Source organism: Cedecea sp. VD22 (assembly GCF_037150195.1).
Taxonomy (GTDB): domain Bacteria; phylum Pseudomonadota; class Gammaproteobacteria; order Enterobacterales; family Enterobacteriaceae; genus Cedecea.
The window spans coordinates 84,798-105,008 of record NZ_JBBCPX010000014.1; the positions used below are offsets into that span (position 1 = coordinate 84,798).

The following is a 20,211-nucleotide window of genomic DNA, read 5'->3' on the forward strand; positions in this document are numbered from 1 at the left end:
TCGTTTATCAGTCCGCCATGTTACTTAAGGGGCGGGGCTTTGACCAGTTTATGCAGTCTTAAAAACGGCTCAATTTCTGCTGCCGGGCGCGGCAGTGCTGCCTCGCTCAATAAGATCGCAGTCCAGCAGGCGTGAGCCGCTGTTAACGTTTTGGCCGTTCATGTTGTCCAGCAATAGCAGCATAGCTTCCTTACCAATATCGAAACGGGGTTGTGCGACGGTGGTGAGGGGCGGGTCACAGAACTGCGACAGGGCAATATCGTCGAAGCCCATAATCGATAAATCTTCCGGGACTTTAAGCCCGCTGCGCTTTGCCTGAGAAAGCGCCCCTAGCGCCATCACGTCGCTATGGCAGAAAATGGCGGTTGGGGGTTCGGGCAGGGCAATAAGCTGTGCCAGCGCTGCGGCGCCTGCTTCATAGGTAAAATCACCGCGCGCAATATAGTGAGGATCGACGACGATGCCGTTGCGGCGAAGCGCCTGAACGTATCCCTGTAAGCGATAATGGCAAAGCGGCATTTCTTCAGGCCCGGCAATACAGGCAATGCGCTGATGCCCGAGCTCTTGCAGATAGTAAACGGCGTTAAAGGCGGCGGTCAGATTGTCGATATGCACCGTGGGCAGTTCCAGCTCAGGGGCAAACTCATTGGCCATGACCATCGGCGGCAGATTGCGTTGCTCTTCTTTGCTGGCGTCAAACGGCAGGCGTGAGCCCAGCAGCAGCATGCCATCAATTTGTTTTGTGATTATCAGGTCGATGAAGGTTTTTTCCTGCTGATTTTGGTGGGCGCAATCGCCAATCAGCACGAGATAGCCGTGTGAAGCTGCGGTAACTTCAATACCGCGAATGATTTCGCTGAAAAACGGATCGCAGATATCCGGCACGATGACCAGAATAGTGCGTGATTCGCTGCGTTTGATGTTACGCCCCAGAGAATGAGGCAAATACCCCACTTCAATCGCCGCCTGTTCCACGCGATTACGGGTACTTTGTGAAACTTTGTCCGGGTTCATTAAGGCGCGGGATACCGTTGCAGTAGACACTTTTGCCTGCACGGCGACATCTTTCATGGTGGCATTCACCACCGGTTTCTTCGGCTTCACTTCTTCTCCTCACATGCACGCCGCTATCGTCAACACTCCTGTGTGTCTGACAGTCATCACATTCTTAGCAGAAGTTGGCTGTAAGCGGTTACAAATTTTTCACAAGAAATGTGATGAGTATTAGATTTTTCGATCGGCTTCGCATAACCAGCCCGATTGTGCTACCCGTCGATAGGGTCAACATCCAGCATCCATTTCACTTTCCGGGCTTCGGGGAGTGTGTTGATCAGCGTGAGTGAATGGCTGACCAGTTTTTGCAGGCGCCCGCGCGATGGATGCTGCAACAAGATTTGCCAGCGAAAACGCCCGCCGCGTTTGGGCTGCAGCGAGGGAACTGGCCCCATGATCCAGAGCTGCTCATCGCGCAGCGGGCTGGCCTCCAGCAGATTACGCAATTGCTGCAAAAATAGCGGGGCCTGGTGGTTGTTCTGATCTTCGGCCCGAATCAATACATGGCTGGTGTACGGCGGCAAAAATACCGTTTGGCGCTCGCTCAATGCCTGGCTGGAAAACGCATCGTAGCCTTTGGTCAGCAGAGTTTGCAGCAAAGGGTGTTCAGGATGGTGCGTTTGCAGCAGGACTTCACCTTGCTTACCGGCTCGCCCCGCTCGACCAGAAACCTGGACGTAAAGCTGGGCAAAGCGTTCGGCGGCACGGAAATCTGCGGAGAAAAGCGCGCCGTCTACGTCGAGTAAGGCGACCAGCGTGACATCAGGGAAGTGGTGCCCTTTAGCCAGCATTTGTGTGCCGATAAGAATTCTCGCGCCACCCCGGTGCACTTCGGCCAGCTGCTGTTCCAGTGCGCCTTTGCGGCTGGTGGTATCGCGGTCGATGCGGGAAATCGGTACGTTCGGGAACAGCGGCTCAAGGCTGTGTTCAAGCTGTTCGGTCCCCATTCCCACCGGAACCAGATGCGTGGAGCCGCACTGCGGGCACTGCTGCGGGATCGCGCGCTGGCTGTCGCAATGGTGGCAACGCAGATGGCGCTGGCCCTGGTGCAGCGTGTAGTAATGATCGCACCGTGCGCATTCCGCAATCCAGCCGCATTCGTGGCAGAGCAGGGCAGGTGCGAAGCCGCGGCGGTTAAGGAAAAGGATCACCTGGTTATCTGCGGCAAGATGCTCGCCTATCTTTTTGAGCAGTGCAGGGGCTAAGCCGGCTTTGAGCTGCTGCCCTTTCAGGTCGACAACCTGCTGGTGAGCCGGGCGTGCATTTCCGGCACGTTTAGTCAGGCGTAGCTGGCGATATTTTCCCACCTGAACATTGTGCAGAGTTTCTAATGCTGGCGTTGCCGAGCCGAGAATGATCGGAATGTTTTCGGCATGCGCCCGATAAACGGCTAAATCGCGAGCGTGATAGCGCCAGCCTTCTTGCTGTTTATAGGAGCTGTCATGTTCCTCATCGATGACGATGACGCCGAGACGGCAGAACGGCGTGAACAGAGAAGAACGAGTACCAATGACGATGGCCGCCTCACCGCTGCGTGCTTTTAGCCACACGCTGAGCCTTTCACTGTCATTCAGCCCGGAGTGCAGGACTTCAACCGGCGCGTTAAAACGCTCCCGGAAGCGGGCGATAGTTTGCGGAGTCAGGCCAATTTCGGGCACCAGCACTAAAGCCTGCTTGCCCTGCGCCAGCACATTTTCAAGCACACTGAGGTAAACCTCAGTTTTGCCGGAGCCGGTGATGCCGGCGAGCAGCCAGGCGGAGAAATGGTCAGATTCGCTGTGGATAGCCCCCACGGCGGTGGCCTGTTCCGTATTCAGTCTCAGCCGCTCACCGGCAACGGCATAGCTTGCCCGCCAGTCTTCTTCCGCAGGCGCCGCGCTTTTTAAATCACACAGGCCTTTTGTTCTCAGCGCCTGTAACCCCGGCTCACTGATTTCCAGCTCGCCGATTTGATGCCGCCAGACGATATTGTGCCGCAGCGCCGCCAGTGCCTGCTGCTGTTTAGGCGCGCGTTTGAGACTGTTCAGATCAACGGCTTTTCCTTCTTCCGTAGCATACCAGTACCAGAGCGGAGCATGGTGCGCAGGTTTCCCCTGGCGAAGAAGAATTGGCAGAGCGTGAAAGAGCACTTCGCAAATCGGGTGATGATAATACTCCGCAGCCCACAGCAGCACACGCCAGAGTGACGGCGTGAACAGCGAGCGCCCATCGAGAACTTCACCAACGGGCTTGAGTTTTTCCAGCGGCAGATCGCTCGACTGGCTGACCGACATGACGATACCGACAGCTTCGCGTTGCTTGCCAAACGGCACCTGTACGCGGCAGCCTGCGCTAACCTGCACGCCTTCTGGCAGCAGATAGTCGAAGGTACGGGCCAGCGGAACCGGCAGTGCAACGTGGGCTACGGGCATGAAAGCATCCAGGCTGAAAAAAATGACGTATTAGTGTACACTGAGCGCTTGCAAAATTGCGGATCAGTTTGCACCGGGTGAGCAATTTCTGTATGATTCGCCGCCTTTGATGCGCAGTTTTGGTATCAAAAAACCTAATTTATTAACATCGCGTGGTGTCTGGCGTTAGGGCTGGAAGAGCGACGCGGCCTTTACCGAGGTTTACCATGAAAAAAGATATCCATCCTAAATACGAAGAAATTACTGCAAACTGCTCTTGCGGTAATGTTATCAAGATCCGCTCCACCGTAGGTCACGATCTGAACCTGGACGTATGTGGTCAGTGCCACCCGTTCTACACTGGTAAACAGCGTGATGTTGCTACCGGCGGCCGTGTTGATCGCTTCAACAAGCGCTTCAGCGTACCAGGCGCGAAGAAATAAGTTTCGCACTCTGGAAAGAGAAAGGCGCCTGAAGGCGCCTTTTTTGTGTCTGTTATCCGGTAACGCAATAAGAAAAGGCGCCCGCAGACGCCTTAACATCAGATCTTAATATTCCCACGTATCCGGATCGATCCCCAGTTCACGCATAATGACCTTCGCATCTTCCGGGATTTCATCGCTGCGTTCTTTACGCAGGTCAGCATCGTTCGGCAGCGGCTGGCCGGTGAAGGCGTGCAAAAAAGCTTCACACAGCAATTCACTGTTGGTCGCATGACGCAGGTTATTCACCTGGCGACGCGTGCGCTCGTCGGTGAGGATCTTCAACACTTTCAGAGGAATGGAAACCGTAATTTTCTTTACTTGTTCACTCTTCTTACCGTGCTCAGCGTAGGGGCTGATATATTCGCCGCTCCATTCAGCCATGAGATACCTTAATCCTCTTAATCTATGAAAACGTGCCAAAGCCGGGTAAATCCGCGGCGTTGACGATTATCTCTTTTAGTGTACAGCACAGGATAACCCTTTCCTGAGCGCGAAACTCAGACATATACACTCTAAAACGCATAATTTTAACGGCTATTTGCCTTTTGCTCAATCTATACGCAAAGAGGTTTAGATGTCCAGATGTATTGACGTCTATACTGCGGTTGTTTACTCTGAGGCCTGACTTTTATTCGACCAGCAAGGATCGGGCACACCATGACGCGTAAACAGGCAACCATCGCAGTTCGTAGCGGTTTGAATGATGACGAGCAATACGGCTGCGTCGTTCCACCTATTCACCTGTCCAGCACCTATAACTTTACCGGCTTTAATGAACCGCGTGCCCATGATTATTCACGCCGGGGTAACCCAACGCGCGACGTAGTACAGCGGGCGTTAGCGGAGCTGGAAGGCGGGGCTGGGGCAGTAATGACCAATACCGGCATGTCGGCCATTCATCTGGTCACCACCGTATTCCTGAAACCTGGCGACCTGCTGGTGGCGCCTCACGACTGCTATGGGGGCAGCTACCGCCTGTTCGATAGTCTGGCAAAACGTGGGGCTTACCGCGTTTTATTCGTCGATCAGAATGATGAAGAGGCTTTAAACTCTGCGCTGGCGGAAAAACCAAAGCTGGTACTGGTAGAAAGTCCAAGTAACCCATTGTTGCGCGTCGTGGATATTGCGAAAATCTGTGCCGCAGCGCGTGAAGCGGGTGCGATTAGCGTGGTGGATAACACCTTCCTGAGCCCGGCACTGCAAAACCCGCTGGCGCTGGGGGCCGATCTGGTTCTGCACTCTTGCACCAAGTACCTCAACGGCCATTCGGATGTGGTTGCGGGCGTTGTTATTGCAAAAGATCCTGCCACGGTCACCGAACTGGCATGGTGGGCGAATAACATTGGCGTCACCGGCAGCGCATTTGACAGCTACCTGCTGTTGCGTGGCCTGCGCACTCTGTCGCCACGTATGGAAGTGGCTCAACGTAATGCTCAGGCCATTGTTGAGTTTCTCAAGCAGCAACCGTTGGTGAAAAAGCTGTATCATCCTTCACTGCCGGAAAACCAGGGCCACGAGATTGCGGCCCGTCAGCAAAAAGGGTTTGGCGCGATGCTGAGCTTTGAGCTCGACGGTGACGAGCAAACGCTGCGTCGTTTCCTGGGGGCGCTGTCGCTGTTTACCCTGGCGGAATCGCTGGGGGGCGTTGAAAGCTTGATTTCTCACGCCGCAACCATGACACATGCGGGCATGGCGCCGGAGGCACGAGCTGCCGCCGGCATTTCTGAAACGCTGCTGCGCGTTTCAACAGGTATAGAAGATAGTGAAGATTTAATTGCTGATCTGGAAAATGCCTTCCGGGTCGCTGCCGAGGGGTAAGCATGAGTGTTTCAGCACCAGCAGGGACGCCGGTTCGTCAACTGCACAAGTTTGGGGGCAGCAGTCTTGCCGATGTGAAATGTTACCTGCGCGTGGCGGATATCATGACCGAATATTCCAGACCGGGTGACATGATGGTGGTTTCGGCCGCCGGCAGTACCACTAACCAGTTGATTAACTGGCTTAAGCTGAGCCAGAGCGACAGGCTTTCCGCGCATCAGGTTCAGCAAACGCTGCGCCGCTATCAGAGCGACCTTATTAGCGGTTTATTGCCGCCGGAAGTGGCGGATGGCCTGATTGCCGGGTTTATCCACGACCTTGAGCGCCTTGCTGTTCTGCTGGACGGTAAAATGACCGATGCCGTTTATGCAGAGGTTGTTGGTCACGGGGAAGTCTGGTCGGCGCGTTTGATGGCTGCGGTGCTGAATCAGCAGGGCGTTGAAGCCGCCTGGCTGGACGCCCGCGATTTTATGCGTGCTGAACGTGCGGCCCAGCCACAGGTTGACGAAGGCCGTTCCTGGCCGCTGCTGCAAAACTTGCTTGCCCAGCACCCGAATAAACGCCTGGTTGTGACCGGTTTTATCTGCAGCAATGAAGCGGGTGAAACTGTGCTGCTGGGGCGTAACGGTTCTGACTATTCAGCGACGCAGATTGGCGCGCTGGCTGGCGTTTCTCGCGTAACTATCTGGAGCGACGTGGCCGGGGTTTACAGCGCGGATCCGCGTAAAGTGAAAGATGCCTGCCTGTTGCCTCTGCTACGCCTGGATGAAGCCAGCGAGCTGGCTCGTCTTGCCGCGCCGGTGCTACACGCTCGTACATTACAGCCCGTATCCGGCAGCGATATCGACCTGCAACTGCGCTGCAGCTATTCACCAGAGCAAGGTTCGACCCGTATTGAGCGCGTTCTGGCGTCCGGCACGGGTGCCCGGATTGTCACCAGTCACGACGATGTTTGCCTGATCGAATATCAGGTGCCGTCGCATCAGGATTTCAAGCTGGCGCAAAAAGAGCTGGATATGATCCTCAAGCGCGGTCAGGTGCGTCCACTGTCGATTGGCGTGCATCCCGACCGTAATTTGCTGCAGCTCTGCTACACCTCGGAAGTCGCCAACAGCGTGCTGCAACTTCTCCAGAATGCCAGCCTGCAGGGCGAGCTTCGTCTGCGTGAAGGCCTGGCGCTGGTGGCAATGGTCGGGGCCGGCGTTTGCCGTAACCCGCTGCATAGCCACCGTTTCTGGCAGCAGTTGAAAGATCATCCCGTGGAGTTTATCTGGCAGTCGGAAGACGGCATTAGCCTGGTGGCCGTGCTGCGCGTAGGCCCAACGGAAAGCCTGATTCAGGGGCTACACAAGTCGCTGTTTCGTGCTGAGAAGCGTATCGGTCTGATGCTGTTCGGCAAAGGCAACATCGGTTCCCGCTGGCTTGAGCTGTTTGCCCGCGAACAGGAAATTCTCTCCGCCCGTACCGGGTTTGAATTTGTGCTGGCTGGCGTGGTGGACAGCAGCCGTAGCTTGCTGAATTACGACGGTCTGGATGCCAGTCGCGCGTTGGCCTTCTTCAATGATGAGGCAGTTCAGCAGGACGAAGAGTCGCTGTTCCTGTGGATGCGGGCTCATCCGTATGATGATTTAGTGGTACTGGACGTGACCGCCAGCGAGCAGCTCGCCGATCAATACCTGGACTTCGCCAGCCATGGCTTCCATGTGATCAGCGCCAATAAGCTTGCCGGCGCAGGGAACGGCCAGAAGTATCGCCAGATTCGTGATGCGTTTGAGAAAACGGGCCGGCACTGGCTGTATAACGCCACGGTGGGCGCAGGGCTGCCGGTTAACCATACGGTTCGCGACCTGCGTGACAGCGGCGATGCTATTCTGGCTATCAGCGGTATTTTCTCGGGGACGCTTTCATGGCTGTTCCTGCAGTTTGACGGCACAGTGCCGTTTACAGAACTGGTTGATCAGGCCTGGCAGCAGGGGCTAACCGAGCCAGATCCGCGCGTGGACCTGTCCGGTAAAGACGTCATGCGTAAGCTGGTGATCCTGGCCCGTGAGGCGGGTTATGACATCGAGCCGGATCAGGTTCGTGTGGAATCTCTGGTGCCCGCAGGTTGTGAAGGCGGCTCCATTGACCATTTCTTTGAAAACGGTGATGAGCTGAACGAGCAAATGCTGCAGCGGCTCGAGGCGGCCCAGGAGATGGGGCTGGTGCTGCGTTATGTGGCCCGGTTTGATGCGAACGGCAAGGCTCGCGTGGGGGTTGAAGCCGTGCGGGCAGAGCATCCGCTTGCCGCTCTGCTGCCGTGTGACAACGTCTTCGCGATTGAAAGCCGCTGGTACCGTGACAACCCGCTGGTGATCCGCGGGCCTGGCGCCGGGCGCGATGTTACCGCCGGGGCCATTCAGTCCGATCTGAACCGCCTGGCACAACTGCTGTAGTTTCTTTCCCGCACTCTCTTTCTTTGGAAGAGAGTGCGTTTTCCTGCATGTCCCTTTCTCCGTTTCTCCTGAAAAAAATTCATCTTATGTGAGAATTCCTCCACATTTTGTGGTGACATTTTCATTGACGCCTTTCGCCTTTTCGGTCATCTTTCTATCTGGACGTCTAAACGTCTGGATAGCAATAAAACGCCACCACACGATAACGATGCGATTGACGAGGTAAGGGTATGAGCTTTTTTCACGCGAATCAGCGGGAAGCGCTGAACCAGAGTCTGGCCGAAGTGGCCGGGCATATTCATGTTTCCTTTGAGTTTTTCCCGCCGCGCAGCAGTGAAATGGAACAAACCCTGTGGAAGTCTATCGACAGGCTAAGCATCCTGAAACCAACGTTTGTTTCCGTGACCTACGGGGCGAACTCCGGCGAGCGTGACCGTACCCACAGCATCATCAAAGGCATCAAAGAGCGTACCGGCCTTGAAGCAGCCCCGCATCTGACCTGTGTCGATGCAACGCGAGATGAACTGCAGGCGATTGCGCAGGACTACTGGAATAACGGCATCCGCCATATCGTTGCATTGCGTGGTGATCTACCGCCTGGCAGCGGTAAGCCGGATATGTATGCTTCTGACCTGGTGGGGCTGCTCAAGGAAGTCGGCGACTTTGATATTTCCGTTGCGGCCTATCCGGAAGTCCATCCCGAAGCCAAAAGCGCCCAGGCGGATTTACTCAGCCTGCGCCGTAAAATTGAAGCCGGTGCTAACCGCGCGATTACTCAATTCTTCTTTGATGTTGAAAGCTATCTTCGCTTCCGCGATCGCTGCGCGGCCACAGGCATTGATGTCGAGATAATCCCGGGTATTCTGCCTGTCTCAAACTTCCGGCAGGCGAAGAAATTTGCCGATATGACTAACGTGCGTATTCCGTCGTGGATGGCACAAATGTTTGAAGGCCTGGATAACGATGCCGAAACCCGCCAGTTGGTGGGCGCGAACATTGCCATGGATATGGTGAAAATCCTGAGCCGGGAAGGCGTGAAGGATTTCCACTTCTACACGCTTAACCGGGCGGAAATGAGCTATGCGATCTGCCACACTTTAGGCGTTCGACCCAAGCTGTAGACATTGATTTCACATAAAAAAAGCCCCGTTCAACTGTGAGCGGGGCTTTTTACTTTACGGGCTAAAAGCGTTACTGATTACTGCCGCTATCGCCGTAAGGCAGCGCATCGTAATCCCGCAGCGCATTTTTATCATACGGGTTACCAATCCAGCGGGTCGCTTCGACAAACTGCGGGCTGGTGATGGCCCGTGTTGCGTCGTAGCCGTCATAGCTTAAACCGGCTAAATCAGACCAGGTATGAATCAGTTCTGAGCTGCTGTATTTGCGGTTTATATCTCCCGAGAAGTCACGCGGGTGGGCCTGCTGCCAGGTCGGTGACGTCCAGACGATGAACGGGATGGTGTACATATGACGCGTAGGTTTGTTTTCGTTACGCCCCTGGGTCTGATGCGGCGGTGTGTCGTAAACCTCTTCCCCGTGGTCAGAGAAATAGAGCAGGAAGCCGTTAGGATCGCTGGCCTTGTAGTCTTTGATCAGCGTGGAAACCACGTGGTCGTTAAACAGGTTGGCGTTATCGTAACTGTTGTAGGATTCTTGCTGATCTTTGGTTAATCCAGCCGGTAAATCGTCCGTTTTACCATCAAACTTGTTCCAGTTTTCCGGGTAGCGGAAGTCATACCGAATATGTGTGCCGAGCAGGTGCACAATAATGAATTTTTTCGGTGCAGGGTCGGCCAGAACCTCTTTAAACGGCGCGAGGACGTTCGTGTCGTATTCGCGCGCGCTCTGGGTACGCTGCTGGTTCATATAATATTGTTTGTCGGTCTGCTTCGAGAATACGGCCAGCATGGTGTTGCGTTCGGTCATGGTCTGCTGGTTAGTGATCCAGAAGGTTTTGTACCCGGCCTGCTTCATCAGGTTCATCAGCGAAGGCTTAGTCAGGTAGAGGTCCGGATCTTTCTCGTCTGCAAACGTCAGCGCCTGCTGCAGAATTTCAATGGTGTAAGGACGTGAAGTGACGACGTCATTAAACACCGTCATTTGCGGGTCAGTTTTATGCAGCTCATCCAGCTCTGGCGTTGTCTGGCGGTGGTAGCCGTACAGGCTCATGCGGCCACGCTGCGTTGACTCACCAATAACCAGTACCAAAGTGCGCGGCGCATTACCAGAGGCGTCTTTCAGGTTAGCCAACGGCGGCAGCGCATTGTTGGACGTTAGCAGGTTATTCAGGCTGTCCAACTGCTGGCGATATTCGGTATAGGCGACGATAAACTGCCAGGGGGCCGCAGGCTCAAGGCGATAAGAAATACTGGAGAAGGATTCGCCAAGGCTGCGTTTGTTGATAAGCCACTCTTTACCCACCGGATTGAGCACCAGGCCGAACAGGATGGCGAAGGAAACCAACCAGCGCCACGGGTTTGGAATATAAACCGGGCGCAGACGGGTCCAAAGAAAGATGGCACCCAGCGTATAGGCAACCGCAATGAGCAGCAGCTTCAGGCTGAAATACTGACTCAGGTATTCGCTGGCCTCGCTGGCGTTTGTTTCGAACATCACAAACAGAACGCTTTGCGAGAACTCCTGCCCGTAGACGACGTAGTAACCCAGGGCGGCGATTGAGGCTGCCCAAAGGATAACGCCAATAAAGGCGGCAATAATGCGCGTACGCTGTGGAAACAGAAATACAGGAATAAACCACAGAGAGCTAAACAGTAAGGAGTCACGCAGCCCTGTTGTACCGCTGTAGCCTGTTGTTAAGATGGCAATCTGCAAAACCGAGGAAAAATACCAAAAGTAGAGTAAAACCCATCCAAGGGCTTTAATGCTGAACTTACGTTCAGACTGTTTCAATGTGAAGTGCATACTCTTGCCTGTGCTATTAAATTATCATTAACCGTAATGAGAAAACCTTAAGTAAGCCTTAGTTATGAACGCTACGGTGGCTTGTACTCACGAAAAAAGTCACCCATTGCTGGATGACTTTTGCGCACAATATAGAAAATGTGTCGGAATAATGACAGCGTAATTTCAGGCTTGTTCCGGGGATATTTATACGGCCAATGCTTTTGGTTTTTTGTTGTTTATTTGTTGAAGATGGCGGGGGCAATAAACGTGTTAAGTACGTTGAGTGGCGATGAGCGTTTTCACTAGTTAGAAATAAAAACCCCCGCGTTTGCGGGGGAAATGACGAAGCTAAAAAATCTTAGCCGGTATTACGCATCCCGGCGGCAACCCCGGCGATGGTGACCATCAGGGCTTGCTCTACGCGGGCATCAGGCGCTTCGCCTTTCTCTTCCGACTGGCGCGAGCGGTGCAGCAGTTCGGCCTGCAGGACGTTCAGCGGATCGGTATAGATATTACGCAGGGTAATCGACTCGGCAATCCACGGTAAATCTTCCATCAGGTGTGAGTCGTTGGCGATATCCAGCACGACTTTGATGTCGGCTTCCAACTGGTCACGTAGTTGTTTGCCCAGTTTCCACAGCTCTGGCTTCACCAGGCGCTGATCGTAGTATTCCGCCAGCCAAAGGTCGGCTTTGGCAAACACCATCTCCAGCATGCCAAGGCGAGTGGAGAAGAACGGCCAGTCGCGGCACATTGTTTCCAGCTCGCTTTGCTTGCCTTCTTCCACGACCTTTTGCAGCGCCGCGCCTGCGCCCAGCCAGGCCGGCAGCATCAGGCGGTTTTGGGTCCAGGCGAAGATCCACGGGATCGCACGTAAAGATTCTACCCCGCCGTTTGGACGACGTTTAGCTGGGCGAGAGCCCAACGGCAGTTTGCCCAATTCCAGCTCCGGCGTGGCGGAACGGAAATACGGCACGAAGTCTGTGTTCTCGCGAATATAGCCGCGATACATCTCGCAGGACGTCGCAGAAAGTGAGTTCATGATCTGAATCCACTCTTTCTTCGGCTCTGGCGGCGGCAGCAGGTTAGCTTCAAGGATCGCGCTGGTGTAGAGCGACAGGCTGCTGATGGTGATTTCTGGCAGGCCGTATTTAAAGCGAATCATCTCACCTTGCTCGGTGACGCGCAGGCCACCTTTCAGGCTGCCTGGTGGCTGAGAAAGCAGAGCTGCGTGCGCTGGCGCACCGCCACGGCCAATGGAGCCGCCGCGCCCGTGGAATAACGTCAGGGCGATACCGGCTTTCTCACAGGTTTTGATCAGCGCATCTTGCGCTTCATATTGCGCCCAGGATGCAGCCATCACGCCAGCATCTTTCGCCGAGTCGGAATAGCCAATCATCACCATCTGTTTGCCCTGGATAAAGCCACGGTACCAGTCGATATTCAGCAACTGGGTCATGACGTCGTCGGCGTTATTCAGGTCGTCGAGGGTTTCAAACAGCGGAGCAACCGGCAGGGCGAAGGTACAGCCCGCTTCTTTCAGCAGCAGGTGAACGGCCAGCACGTCTGACGGCGTCTTGGCCATCGAAATAACGTAGGCAGCAATGGAACCGCGTGGCGCTTCGGCTACCACTTTGCAGGTTTCCAGCACTTCCTGAGTGTCAGCGCTTGGCTCCCACTGGCGAGGCAGCAGAGGGCGCTTGGAGTTCAGTTCGCGGATCAGGAAGGCTTGTTTATCAGCCTCTGACCAGCTTTCGTAGTCGCCGATGCCAAGATAGCGGGTCATTTCGCCCAGCGCTTCGCTGTGGCGGGTGCTTTCCTGGCGAATATCAATGCGTACCAGCGGCACGCCGAAGCATTTCACGCGGCGCAGGGTGTCCAGCAACTGCCCGTTAGCGATGATGCCCATGCCGCAGGCCTGCAGGGATTGATAACAGGCGTAGAGCGGATCCCAAAGCTGCTCGTTTTGAATGAGCAGACCTTCCGGCTTCGGCAGACGCTGGCCTTTCAGGCGGGCTTCAAGCCAGGCCTGGGTGGAGAGCAGCTGCTGGCGCAGGCCTTTCATGATGTGGCGGTAAGGTTCCTGGCCCGCATCCGGCCCTGCCAGTTCGCTAAGCTCCGCCGTGCATTCCACCATCGACAGCTCGGAAACCAGGACCGCGATATCGCGCAGGAACAGGTCGGTGGCTTTCCAGCGGCTGAGAAGCAGGACGTGACGGGTGATTTCGGACGTTACGTTCGGGTTGCCGTCGCGGTCGCCGCCCATCCAGGAGGTAAAGCGTACCGGGACGAAGTCCACGGGCAGTTTGTAATTCAGATTCTCTTCGAGCTGTTCGTTAAGCTCACGCAGGTAGTTTGGCACCCCTTCCCACAGACTGTTTTCTACCACCGCGAAGCCCCATTTGGCTTCGTCGACCGGGGAAGGGCGATGCTTACGAATTTCGTCGGTATGCCATGCCTGAGCAACCAGCTGACGCAGGCGGCGCATGATTTGGTTGCGCTCGTAGTCGGCGAGATCGCTGTGGTCGAGCTGCTTCAGACAGCTGTTCACTTCGACCAGTTTATGAATCAGGGTACGGCGAGTGATCTCGGTAGGGTGAGCGGTGAGCACCAGCTCCAGAGAGAGAGACTCAACGGCTGCCCGAATGTCTGCTTCGCTGATGCCCGGCTGACTTTTCAGTTTTTGCAGCGTTTTAGCGATGACTTCTGGGTTGCTGGCCGCTTCGCCCGTCGCGGAGATGCTGTGGTACTGCTCTGCGGTGTTGGCAAGATTAAGAAACTGGCTAAAGGCGCGGGCGACGGGGAGCAGTTCATCATTTGAGAGGTTCTGCAGCGTGCTCAGCAGCTCCTGACGATTGGCTTCATTACCGGCGCGGGAGGACTTGGATAACTTACGGATCGTTTCTACGCGGTCGAGGATATTTTCTCCCAGCGCATCTTTGATGGTATCTCCGAGCAGTTTTCCGAGCATGCTGACATTACTTCGCAAAGCAGAATAGCGTTCGTTCATATGACTCCAGCCCAATCTATTATGTAACTTAATTTCACCCGTGAAGGTTCAACACCGCCTTTTATAAAGCCACGTCATAAACCATTCGTCAATTGCTACGAAATCGTTTCAGCAAACGAGGAAATGACGCGAATTTATGAAATTTAATTACCAACTTCGCATATAAGCATTTCTTATAGGAATACTGATTATTCCAGATTAAAAAGGGGGTAAAACCCCCTTTTACCGCGATTAATTAATGCCAACAAAAATGATGCACTACCTGAGTGATTAACTCCCGGGTTGGCTTGATGAAGCGGGTATCGATGTATTCATCCGGCTGGTGAGCCTGGTTGATGGAGCCAGGACCAAGCACCAGCGTTGGGCATACGGTCTGGATAAACGGTGCTTCGGTGCAGTAGTTCACCACTTCCGTTTGCGCGCCGAGCAGTTTCTCAACGACCTGCACGAGCGGGTGGTCCGGCGGGCATTCGTAGCCTGGGATCGGCGGATGAAGTTCAGAGACCGTCAGGCGACCAGGCCAGCGCTGGCTTACCGGTTCTAATGCTTCGGTCAGTAAACCGTTCAGATCGTTTAATGTCATACCCGGCAGCGGGCGAATGTCCATGTGAAGTTCGCAACATGCACAAATGCGGTTTGCCGCGTCGCCGCCGTTAATGTGCCCTAAGTTGAGGGTTGGATACGGCACGGTGAAGGCGTCATGGTGATAGCGATCTTTCAGCGTATTGCGCAGCGTGAGAATGTGGCCGATGGCATCATGCATCAGTTCAATGGCGTTAACGCCTCGCGCCGGATCGCTCGAGTGGCCGGACTGCCCCAGAATACGAATGGCGTTAGACAAGTGTCCTTTGTGCGCACGTACCGGCTGTAGCGATGTCGGTTCACCGATGATCGCACAGTCCGGGCGAAGCGAGGTTGTTTCAGCGAAATAGCGTGCACCTGCCATGGTGGTCTCTTCATCGGCGGTGGCCAATATGTAGAGCGGCTTTTTCAGGGTTGTCACATCCACGTCGCGCAGGGCATCCAGAATGAACGCGAAGAACCCTTTCATGTCGGCGGTACCCAGGCCGTAAAGCTTGTTGTCGTGCTCGGTCAGGGTAAACGGGTCCCGCGTCCAGCGGCCATCGTCGAACGGCACAGTATCGGTGTGCCCTGCCAGTAACAGGCCGCCAGCGCCCTGGCCGCTGCTCGCCAGCATATTGAATTTATTGCGAGTGCCTGGCACAGGCTGAATTTCGACGTTAAAACCGAGGTCGCGGAACCAGCCCGCCAGTAAATTGATTAAAGACTCATTGCTTTGATCCAGCGCGCTGTCGGTGGCGCTGATGGAAGGTGTCGCGATCAGGGCGCGGTAGATCTCGATAAAAGGCGGTAATTTCATCTTCACTGTTGACAGGCCTTAGGTTAGGATAGTATCAATATTCATGCATTAATTGTGAATAAAAATACAATAACGTTGAGCGTAAAGGAACAGTTAAGCGTTCCGGTGAATAAAAAACCACGCTAACGGACGTGGGTGAAAGCGTCAGGCTGGCACTCTGAGCAGACCGAAAAGACAAGGTGAACGACCCAGATGTTGAATACGCTGATTGTGGGTGCAAGCGGTTATGCAGGCGCAGAGCTTGTAAGCTATTTGAATCGCCATCCTGATATGAACATAACCGCTTTGACGGTTTCAGCGCAAAGTTCAGATGCAGGAAAATTGATATCTGATTTGCATCCGCAGTTAAAGGGCATTGTTGATCTGCCGCTGCAGGCGATGTCCGACATCAGCGAGTTCAGCGAGGGTGTGGATGTGGTGTTCCTCGCCACCGCCCACGAAGTCAGCCACGATCTGGCTCCGCAGTTCCTGGCGGCAGGCTGCGTGGTGATCGATCTCTCAGGCGCGTTCCGCGTTAACGACCCGGCGTTCTATGAACGTTATTACGGTTTTACCCATCAGCATCCTGAGCTGCTGGAAAAAGCGGTTTATGGCCTGGCCGAATGGCAGGGTGCTGCGCTCAAAGAGAGCAATTTAATTGCCGTGCCGGGCTGCTATCCGACGGCGTCTCAGCTGGCGCTGAAGCCGCTGATTGATGCCGATCTGCTGGATTTGAACCAGTGGCCGGTGATCAACGCCACCAGCGGCGTCAGCGGTGCCGGGCGCAAGGCCGCGATTTCCAACAGCTTCTGCGAAGTTAGCCTGCAGCCTTACGGCGTGTTTAATCATCGCCATCAACCAGAAATCGCTACCCATCTTGGCGCGTCGGTGATTTTCACCCCGCACCTCGGCAATTTCCCGCGTGGCATTTTGGCGACGATTACCTGTCGCCTGAAAGCTGGCGTTACGCAGCAGCAGATTGCGGAGACGTTTAGCCAGGCTTACGGCGACAAGCCGCTGGTTCGCCTGTACGAAAAAGGCGTTCCGGCGCTGAAAAATGTGGTTGGCCTGCCGTTCTGCGACATCGGCTTTGCCGTGCAGGATGAGCACCTAATTGTTGTTGCCACCGAGGATAACCTGCTGAAAGGTGCCGCGGCTCAGGCAGTACAGTGTCTTAATATTCGTTTTGGCTTCGCCGAAACGCAGTCCCTTATTTAACCGTCGGTCGGGTGAAATGATGAATCCTTTAATTATCAAATTGGGCGGCGTGCTGCTGGATAGCGAAGAGGCGTTGGAGCGCCTGTTTACCGCGCTGGTGAACTATCGCCAGTCCCATCAGCGTCCGCTGGTGATTGTTCACGGCGGCGGTTGCCTGGTGGATGAGCTGATGAAGAAGCTGGCGCTGCCGGTACAAAAGAAAAACGGCCTGCGTGTGACGCCTGCCGACCAGATTGACATTATTACCGGTGCGCTGGCGGGCACGGCCAACAAGACGCTGCTGGCCTGGGCGAAGAAGCATGGCATTAACGGCGTTGGCTTGAGCCTCGGGGACGGGGATAGCGTTACGGTGACTCAGCTTGACGAAGCGCTTGGCCACGTCGGCCTGGCTAAACCGGGTTCGCCAAAACTGATTAATACGCTGCTGGAAAACGGCTTCCTGCCGATTGTTAGCTCCATCGGTGTGACCACTGAAGGCGAGCTGATGAACGTCAATGCGGATCAGGCGGCAACGGCGCTGGCCGCAACGCTCGGCGCGGATTTGATTCTGTTGTCCGACGTGAGCGGTATCCTGGACGGTAAAGGTCAGCGCATCGCTGAGATGACGGCGGCCAAAGCCGAACAGCTGATTGAGCAAGGCATTATCACCGACGGCATGATTGTGAAAGTGAACGCGGCGCTGGATGCGGCCCGTACCCTGGGACGCCCGGTGGATATTGCCTCATGGCGCCACGCGGATCAGCTACCCTCTTTATTCAACGGTGTGGCTATCGGCACCCGGATTCTGGCATAGACAAAGAATAGTTTTAACAAGGACAAGACAATGCAAAATCACGGCATCAAAAAAATCGTTCTCGCATACTCTGGCGGCCTCGACACTTCAGCCATCATTCCATGGCTGAAAGAAAACTACGGCGGCTGCGAAGTGGTCGCCTGCGTGGTGGATATCGGCCAGGATCGTGAAGATCTGAAAGGCGTTGAGCAAAAAGCGCTGCGCTCCGGGGCGTCTGAGTGCTACGTGGTCGATGCGCGTGAAGAGTTTATCAGCGACTATGTTTACCCTGTGCTGCAGACCGGGGCGCTGTATGAAGGCAGCTATCTGCTCGGCACTTCTATGGCGCGTCCGCTGATCGCTAAAGCGCTGGTGGATGTGGCGAATAAAGTGGGCGCAGATGCGCTGTGCCACGGTGCAACCGGTAAAGGTAACGACCAGGTGCGTTTTGAATCTACCTGGGCCGCGCTGGCTCCGCATCTGAAGGTTGTTGCTCCGTGGCGTGAGTGGAACCTGCGTTCCCGTGAAGCGCTGCTCGATTACCTGAAAGAGCGTGATATCCCGACGACTGCCTCACTGGAAAAAATCTACAGCCGTGACGAAAACGCCTGGCACATTTCTACCGAAGGCGGCGTGCTGGAAAGCCCGTGGAATGCCCCGAACAAAGACTGTTGGGTGTGGACCGTTGACCCGCAGGAAGCGCCGGATCAGGCTGAACAGGTCACTGTGACCGTTAAGCACGGCAAGGTTGTGGCCGTGAACGGCGAAGCGATGAGTCCATTCAAGTGTCTGGAAACCCTGAACGCTATCGGGGCCAGGCACGGTATTGGCCGTATCGATATCGTTGAAAACCGTCTGGTGGGTATTAAGTCTCGTGGTTGCTATGAAACCCCAGGGGGCACCATTATGATGGCTGCTCTGCGTGGCGTTGAGCAACTGGTGCTGGATCGTGACTCTTTCAAATGGCGTGAGCAGTTGGGTCTCGAAATGTCCTACGTTGTGTACGATGGCCGCTGGTTTGCACCTCTGCGTAAATCTCTGCAGGCATCTGCCGAGTCGCTGGCGGAAGAAGTGAACGGCGAAGTTGTGCTGCAGCTGTATAAAGGCCAGGTGACGGCGATTCAGAAAAAATCCCCGAACAGCCTCTACAGCGAAGAGTTTGCGACCTTTGGCGAAGATGAAGTTTACGATCACAGCCACGCGGGCGGCTTTATCCGTCTGTTCTCGCTCTCTTCCCGTATCCGTGCGCTGAACGAACTTAAGAAGTAATTTTTTACCCTCACGTGTTCCCAGGCCGGGAATGCGTGAGGGGCAAACGAATATCAATATGATGAATGGAGCATGACTATGGCACTTTGGGGTGGGCGTTTTACTCAGGCAGCCGATCAACGGTTTAAGCAATTCAATGACTCTTTACGCTTTGACTATCGCCTGGCTGAGCAAGACATCGTAGGTTCTGTCGCCTGGTCCAAAGCGTTGGTCACCGTGGGCGTGCTGACTGAAGCTGAGCAACAGCAGCTTGAGCAGGCCCTGAAAGTCTTGCTGGAAGAAGTGCAGGTTAACCCGCAGGCTATTCTGGAAAGCGACGCGGAAGATATTCACAGCTGGGTGGAAGGCAAGCTGATCGATAAAGTCGGTGCGCTGGGTAAAAAACTCCACACTGGCCGTAGCCGCAACGATCAGGTCGCCACCGACCTGAAGCTGTGGTGCAAAATGCAAATCAGCGAGCTGCTGGCTGCCACCCGCCAGGTACAGCAAGCATTAATTGAAACAGCCGAAGCCAATCAGGATGCGGTGATGCCGGGTTATACACACCTGCAGCGCGCGCAGCCGGTCACTTTTGCTCACTGGTGCCTGGCGTACGTCGAGATGCTGGCGCGCGATGAAAGCCGTTTACAAAGCACTCTGCAGCGCCTGGACGTCAGCCCGCTGGGCAGCGGCGCGCTGGCAGGCACCGCCTATGAAATTGACCGCGAACAGCTTGCCGGCTGGTTAGGTTTTGCTTCCGCGACGCGCAATAGCCTCGACAGCGTTTCTGACCGCGATCATGTGCTGGAACTGCTGTCCAACGCTTCTATCGGCATGGTTCACCTGTCCCGTTTTGCAGAAGATCTGATCTTCTTCAACACCGGGGAAGCCGGTTTTGTTGAGCTGTCCGATCGCGTGACTTCTGGTTCCTCCCTGATGCCGCAGAAGAAAAACCCGGATGCGCTGGAGCTGATCCGCGGCAAGTGCGGCCGAGTGCAGGGCGCCCTGACCGGCATGATGATGACCCTCAAAGGCCTGCCGCTGGCGTATAACAAAGATATGCAGGAAGACAAAGAAGGCCTGTTCGACGCCCTCGATACCTGGCTTGACTGTCTGCATATGTCCGTGCTGGTGCTGGACGGCATTCAGGTTAAACGTCCTCGCTGCCAGGAAGCCGCTGAGCAAGGCTATGCCAACGCCACCGAGCTGGCGGATTACCTTGTTGCTAAAGGCGTGCCGTTCCGTGAAGCTCACCACATTGTCGGCGAGGCTGTCGTGGAAGCAATTAAACAAGGTAAAGCGCTGGAAGCCTTAACCCTGGCCGACCTGCAGAAATTCAGCGCGGTTATTGGCGACGACGTTTATCCGATTCTGTCGTTGCAATCCTGCCTCGACAAGCGCGCCGCGAAAGGCGGTGTTTCACCTAAGCAGGTTGCTCAGGCTATCGCCGACGCGAAACAGCGCCTGGTCTAATCCCCTCGAAATTTGAACAAAAAAAAGCGGACATACTGTCCG

The 20,211-nt window shown here is 55.0% G+C and carries 14 protein-coding genes; 8 read left to right on the forward strand and 6 right to left on the reverse strand.

All coding sequences use genetic code 11. The features are described from left to right. Positions 1 to 69: 69 nt before the first annotated feature. Positions 70 to 1,104 (reverse strand): DNA-binding transcriptional regulator CytR, encoded by a 1,035-nt coding sequence (cytR, locus tag WFK85_RS19680; protein ID WP_008457548.1) that lies wholly within the window; start codon positions 1,102 to 1,104, stop codon positions 70 to 72. A gap of 161 nt (positions 1,105 to 1,265) precedes the next feature. Next, complete coding sequence (gene priA / locus WFK85_RS19685; protein ID WP_336709067.1) at positions 1,266 to 3,464, reverse strand: primosomal protein N'; 2,199 nt, start codon at positions 3,462 to 3,464, stop codon at positions 1,266 to 1,268. A 206-nt stretch (positions 3,465 to 3,670) separates the two neighbouring features. Here priA and rpmE point away from each other — a divergent pair, with 206 nt between their 5' ends. Then, the gene (rpmE, locus tag WFK85_RS19690; RefSeq protein ID WP_008457552.1) at positions 3,671 to 3,886 is read left to right on the forward strand and encodes a 50S ribosomal protein L31; all 216 of its coding nucleotides are present in this window, start codon (positions 3,671 to 3,673) and stop codon (positions 3,884 to 3,886) included. A gap of 105 nt (positions 3,887 to 3,991) precedes the next feature. On the opposite strand, the gene metJ is transcribed toward rpmE, so the two are convergent. Beyond that, the gene (gene metJ / locus WFK85_RS19695) at positions 3,992 to 4,309 is read right to left on the reverse strand and encodes a met regulon transcriptional regulator MetJ (protein WP_008457553.1); all 318 of its coding nucleotides are present in this window, start codon (positions 4,307 to 4,309) and stop codon (positions 3,992 to 3,994) included. Positions 4,310 to 4,585: 276 nt separating this feature from the next. Between metJ and metB the strand changes: the two genes are divergently transcribed. The 3 genes from metB to metF all read left to right on the forward strand — a co-directional run bounded on the left by metB (position 4,586) and on the right by metF (position 9,302). Beyond that, positions 4,586 to 5,746: a cystathionine gamma-synthase gene (gene metB, locus WFK85_RS19700; protein WP_039289182.1), complete on the forward strand. Its 1,161-nt coding sequence runs from the start codon at positions 4,586 to 4,588 to the stop codon at positions 5,744 to 5,746. A gap of 2 nt (positions 5,747 to 5,748) precedes the next feature. After that, a complete protein-coding gene (locus WFK85_RS19705) occupies positions 5,749 to 8,181 on the forward strand; it encodes a bifunctional aspartate kinase/homoserine dehydrogenase II (protein ID WP_336709066.1) in 2,433 nt (810 codons plus the stop codon). Positions 8,182 to 8,411: 230 nt separating this feature from the next. Continuing rightward, positions 8,412 to 9,302 (forward strand): methylenetetrahydrofolate reductase, encoded by an 891-nt coding sequence (gene metF, locus WFK85_RS19710; RefSeq protein WP_008457556.1) that lies wholly within the window; start codon positions 8,412 to 8,414, stop codon positions 9,300 to 9,302. Between the two features lie 70 nt (positions 9,303 to 9,372). Here metF and WFK85_RS19715 read toward each other — a convergent pair whose 3' ends face one another. The 3 genes from WFK85_RS19715 to argE form a co-directional block, all read right to left on the reverse strand. Then, positions 9,373 to 11,106: a phosphoethanolamine transferase CptA gene (locus WFK85_RS19715; RefSeq protein WP_008457558.1), complete on the reverse strand. Its 1,734-nt coding sequence runs from the start codon at positions 11,104 to 11,106 to the stop codon at positions 9,373 to 9,375. A gap of 340 nt (positions 11,107 to 11,446) precedes the next feature. Beyond that, positions 11,447 to 14,098, reverse strand: coding sequence for a phosphoenolpyruvate carboxylase (gene ppc / locus WFK85_RS19720; RefSeq protein ID WP_166879269.1), 2,652 nt, complete (start codon positions 14,096 to 14,098; stop codon positions 11,447 to 11,449). A gap of 235 nt (positions 14,099 to 14,333) precedes the next feature. Further along, on the reverse strand, positions 14,334 to 15,485 hold the full coding sequence (argE, locus tag WFK85_RS19725; RefSeq protein WP_336709065.1) for an acetylornithine deacetylase: 1,152 nt from the start codon (positions 15,483 to 15,485) through the stop codon (positions 14,334 to 14,336). A 186-nt stretch (positions 15,486 to 15,671) separates the two neighbouring features. Between argE and argC the strand changes: the two genes are divergently transcribed. The 4 genes from argC (at position 15,672) to argH (ending at position 20,169) form a co-directional block, all read left to right on the forward strand. After that, the gene (gene argC, locus WFK85_RS19730; protein WP_166995753.1) at positions 15,672 to 16,676 is read left to right on the forward strand and encodes an N-acetyl-gamma-glutamyl-phosphate reductase; all 1,005 of its coding nucleotides are present in this window, start codon (positions 15,672 to 15,674) and stop codon (positions 16,674 to 16,676) included. Between the two features lie 16 nt (positions 16,677 to 16,692). Next, on the forward strand, positions 16,693 to 17,469 hold the full coding sequence (gene argB, locus WFK85_RS19735; RefSeq protein ID WP_156107012.1) for an acetylglutamate kinase: 777 nt from the start codon (positions 16,693 to 16,695) through the stop codon (positions 17,467 to 17,469). Between the two features lie 30 nt (positions 17,470 to 17,499). Continuing rightward, on the forward strand, positions 17,500 to 18,717 hold the full coding sequence (locus WFK85_RS19740) for an argininosuccinate synthase (RefSeq protein WP_336709064.1): 1,218 nt from the start codon (positions 17,500 to 17,502) through the stop codon (positions 18,715 to 18,717). A gap of 78 nt (positions 18,718 to 18,795) precedes the next feature. Continuing rightward, positions 18,796 to 20,169: an argininosuccinate lyase gene (gene argH, locus WFK85_RS19745; protein ID WP_008457569.1), complete on the forward strand. Its 1,374-nt coding sequence runs from the start codon at positions 18,796 to 18,798 to the stop codon at positions 20,167 to 20,169. Positions 20,170 to 20,211: the final 42 nt, after the last annotated feature.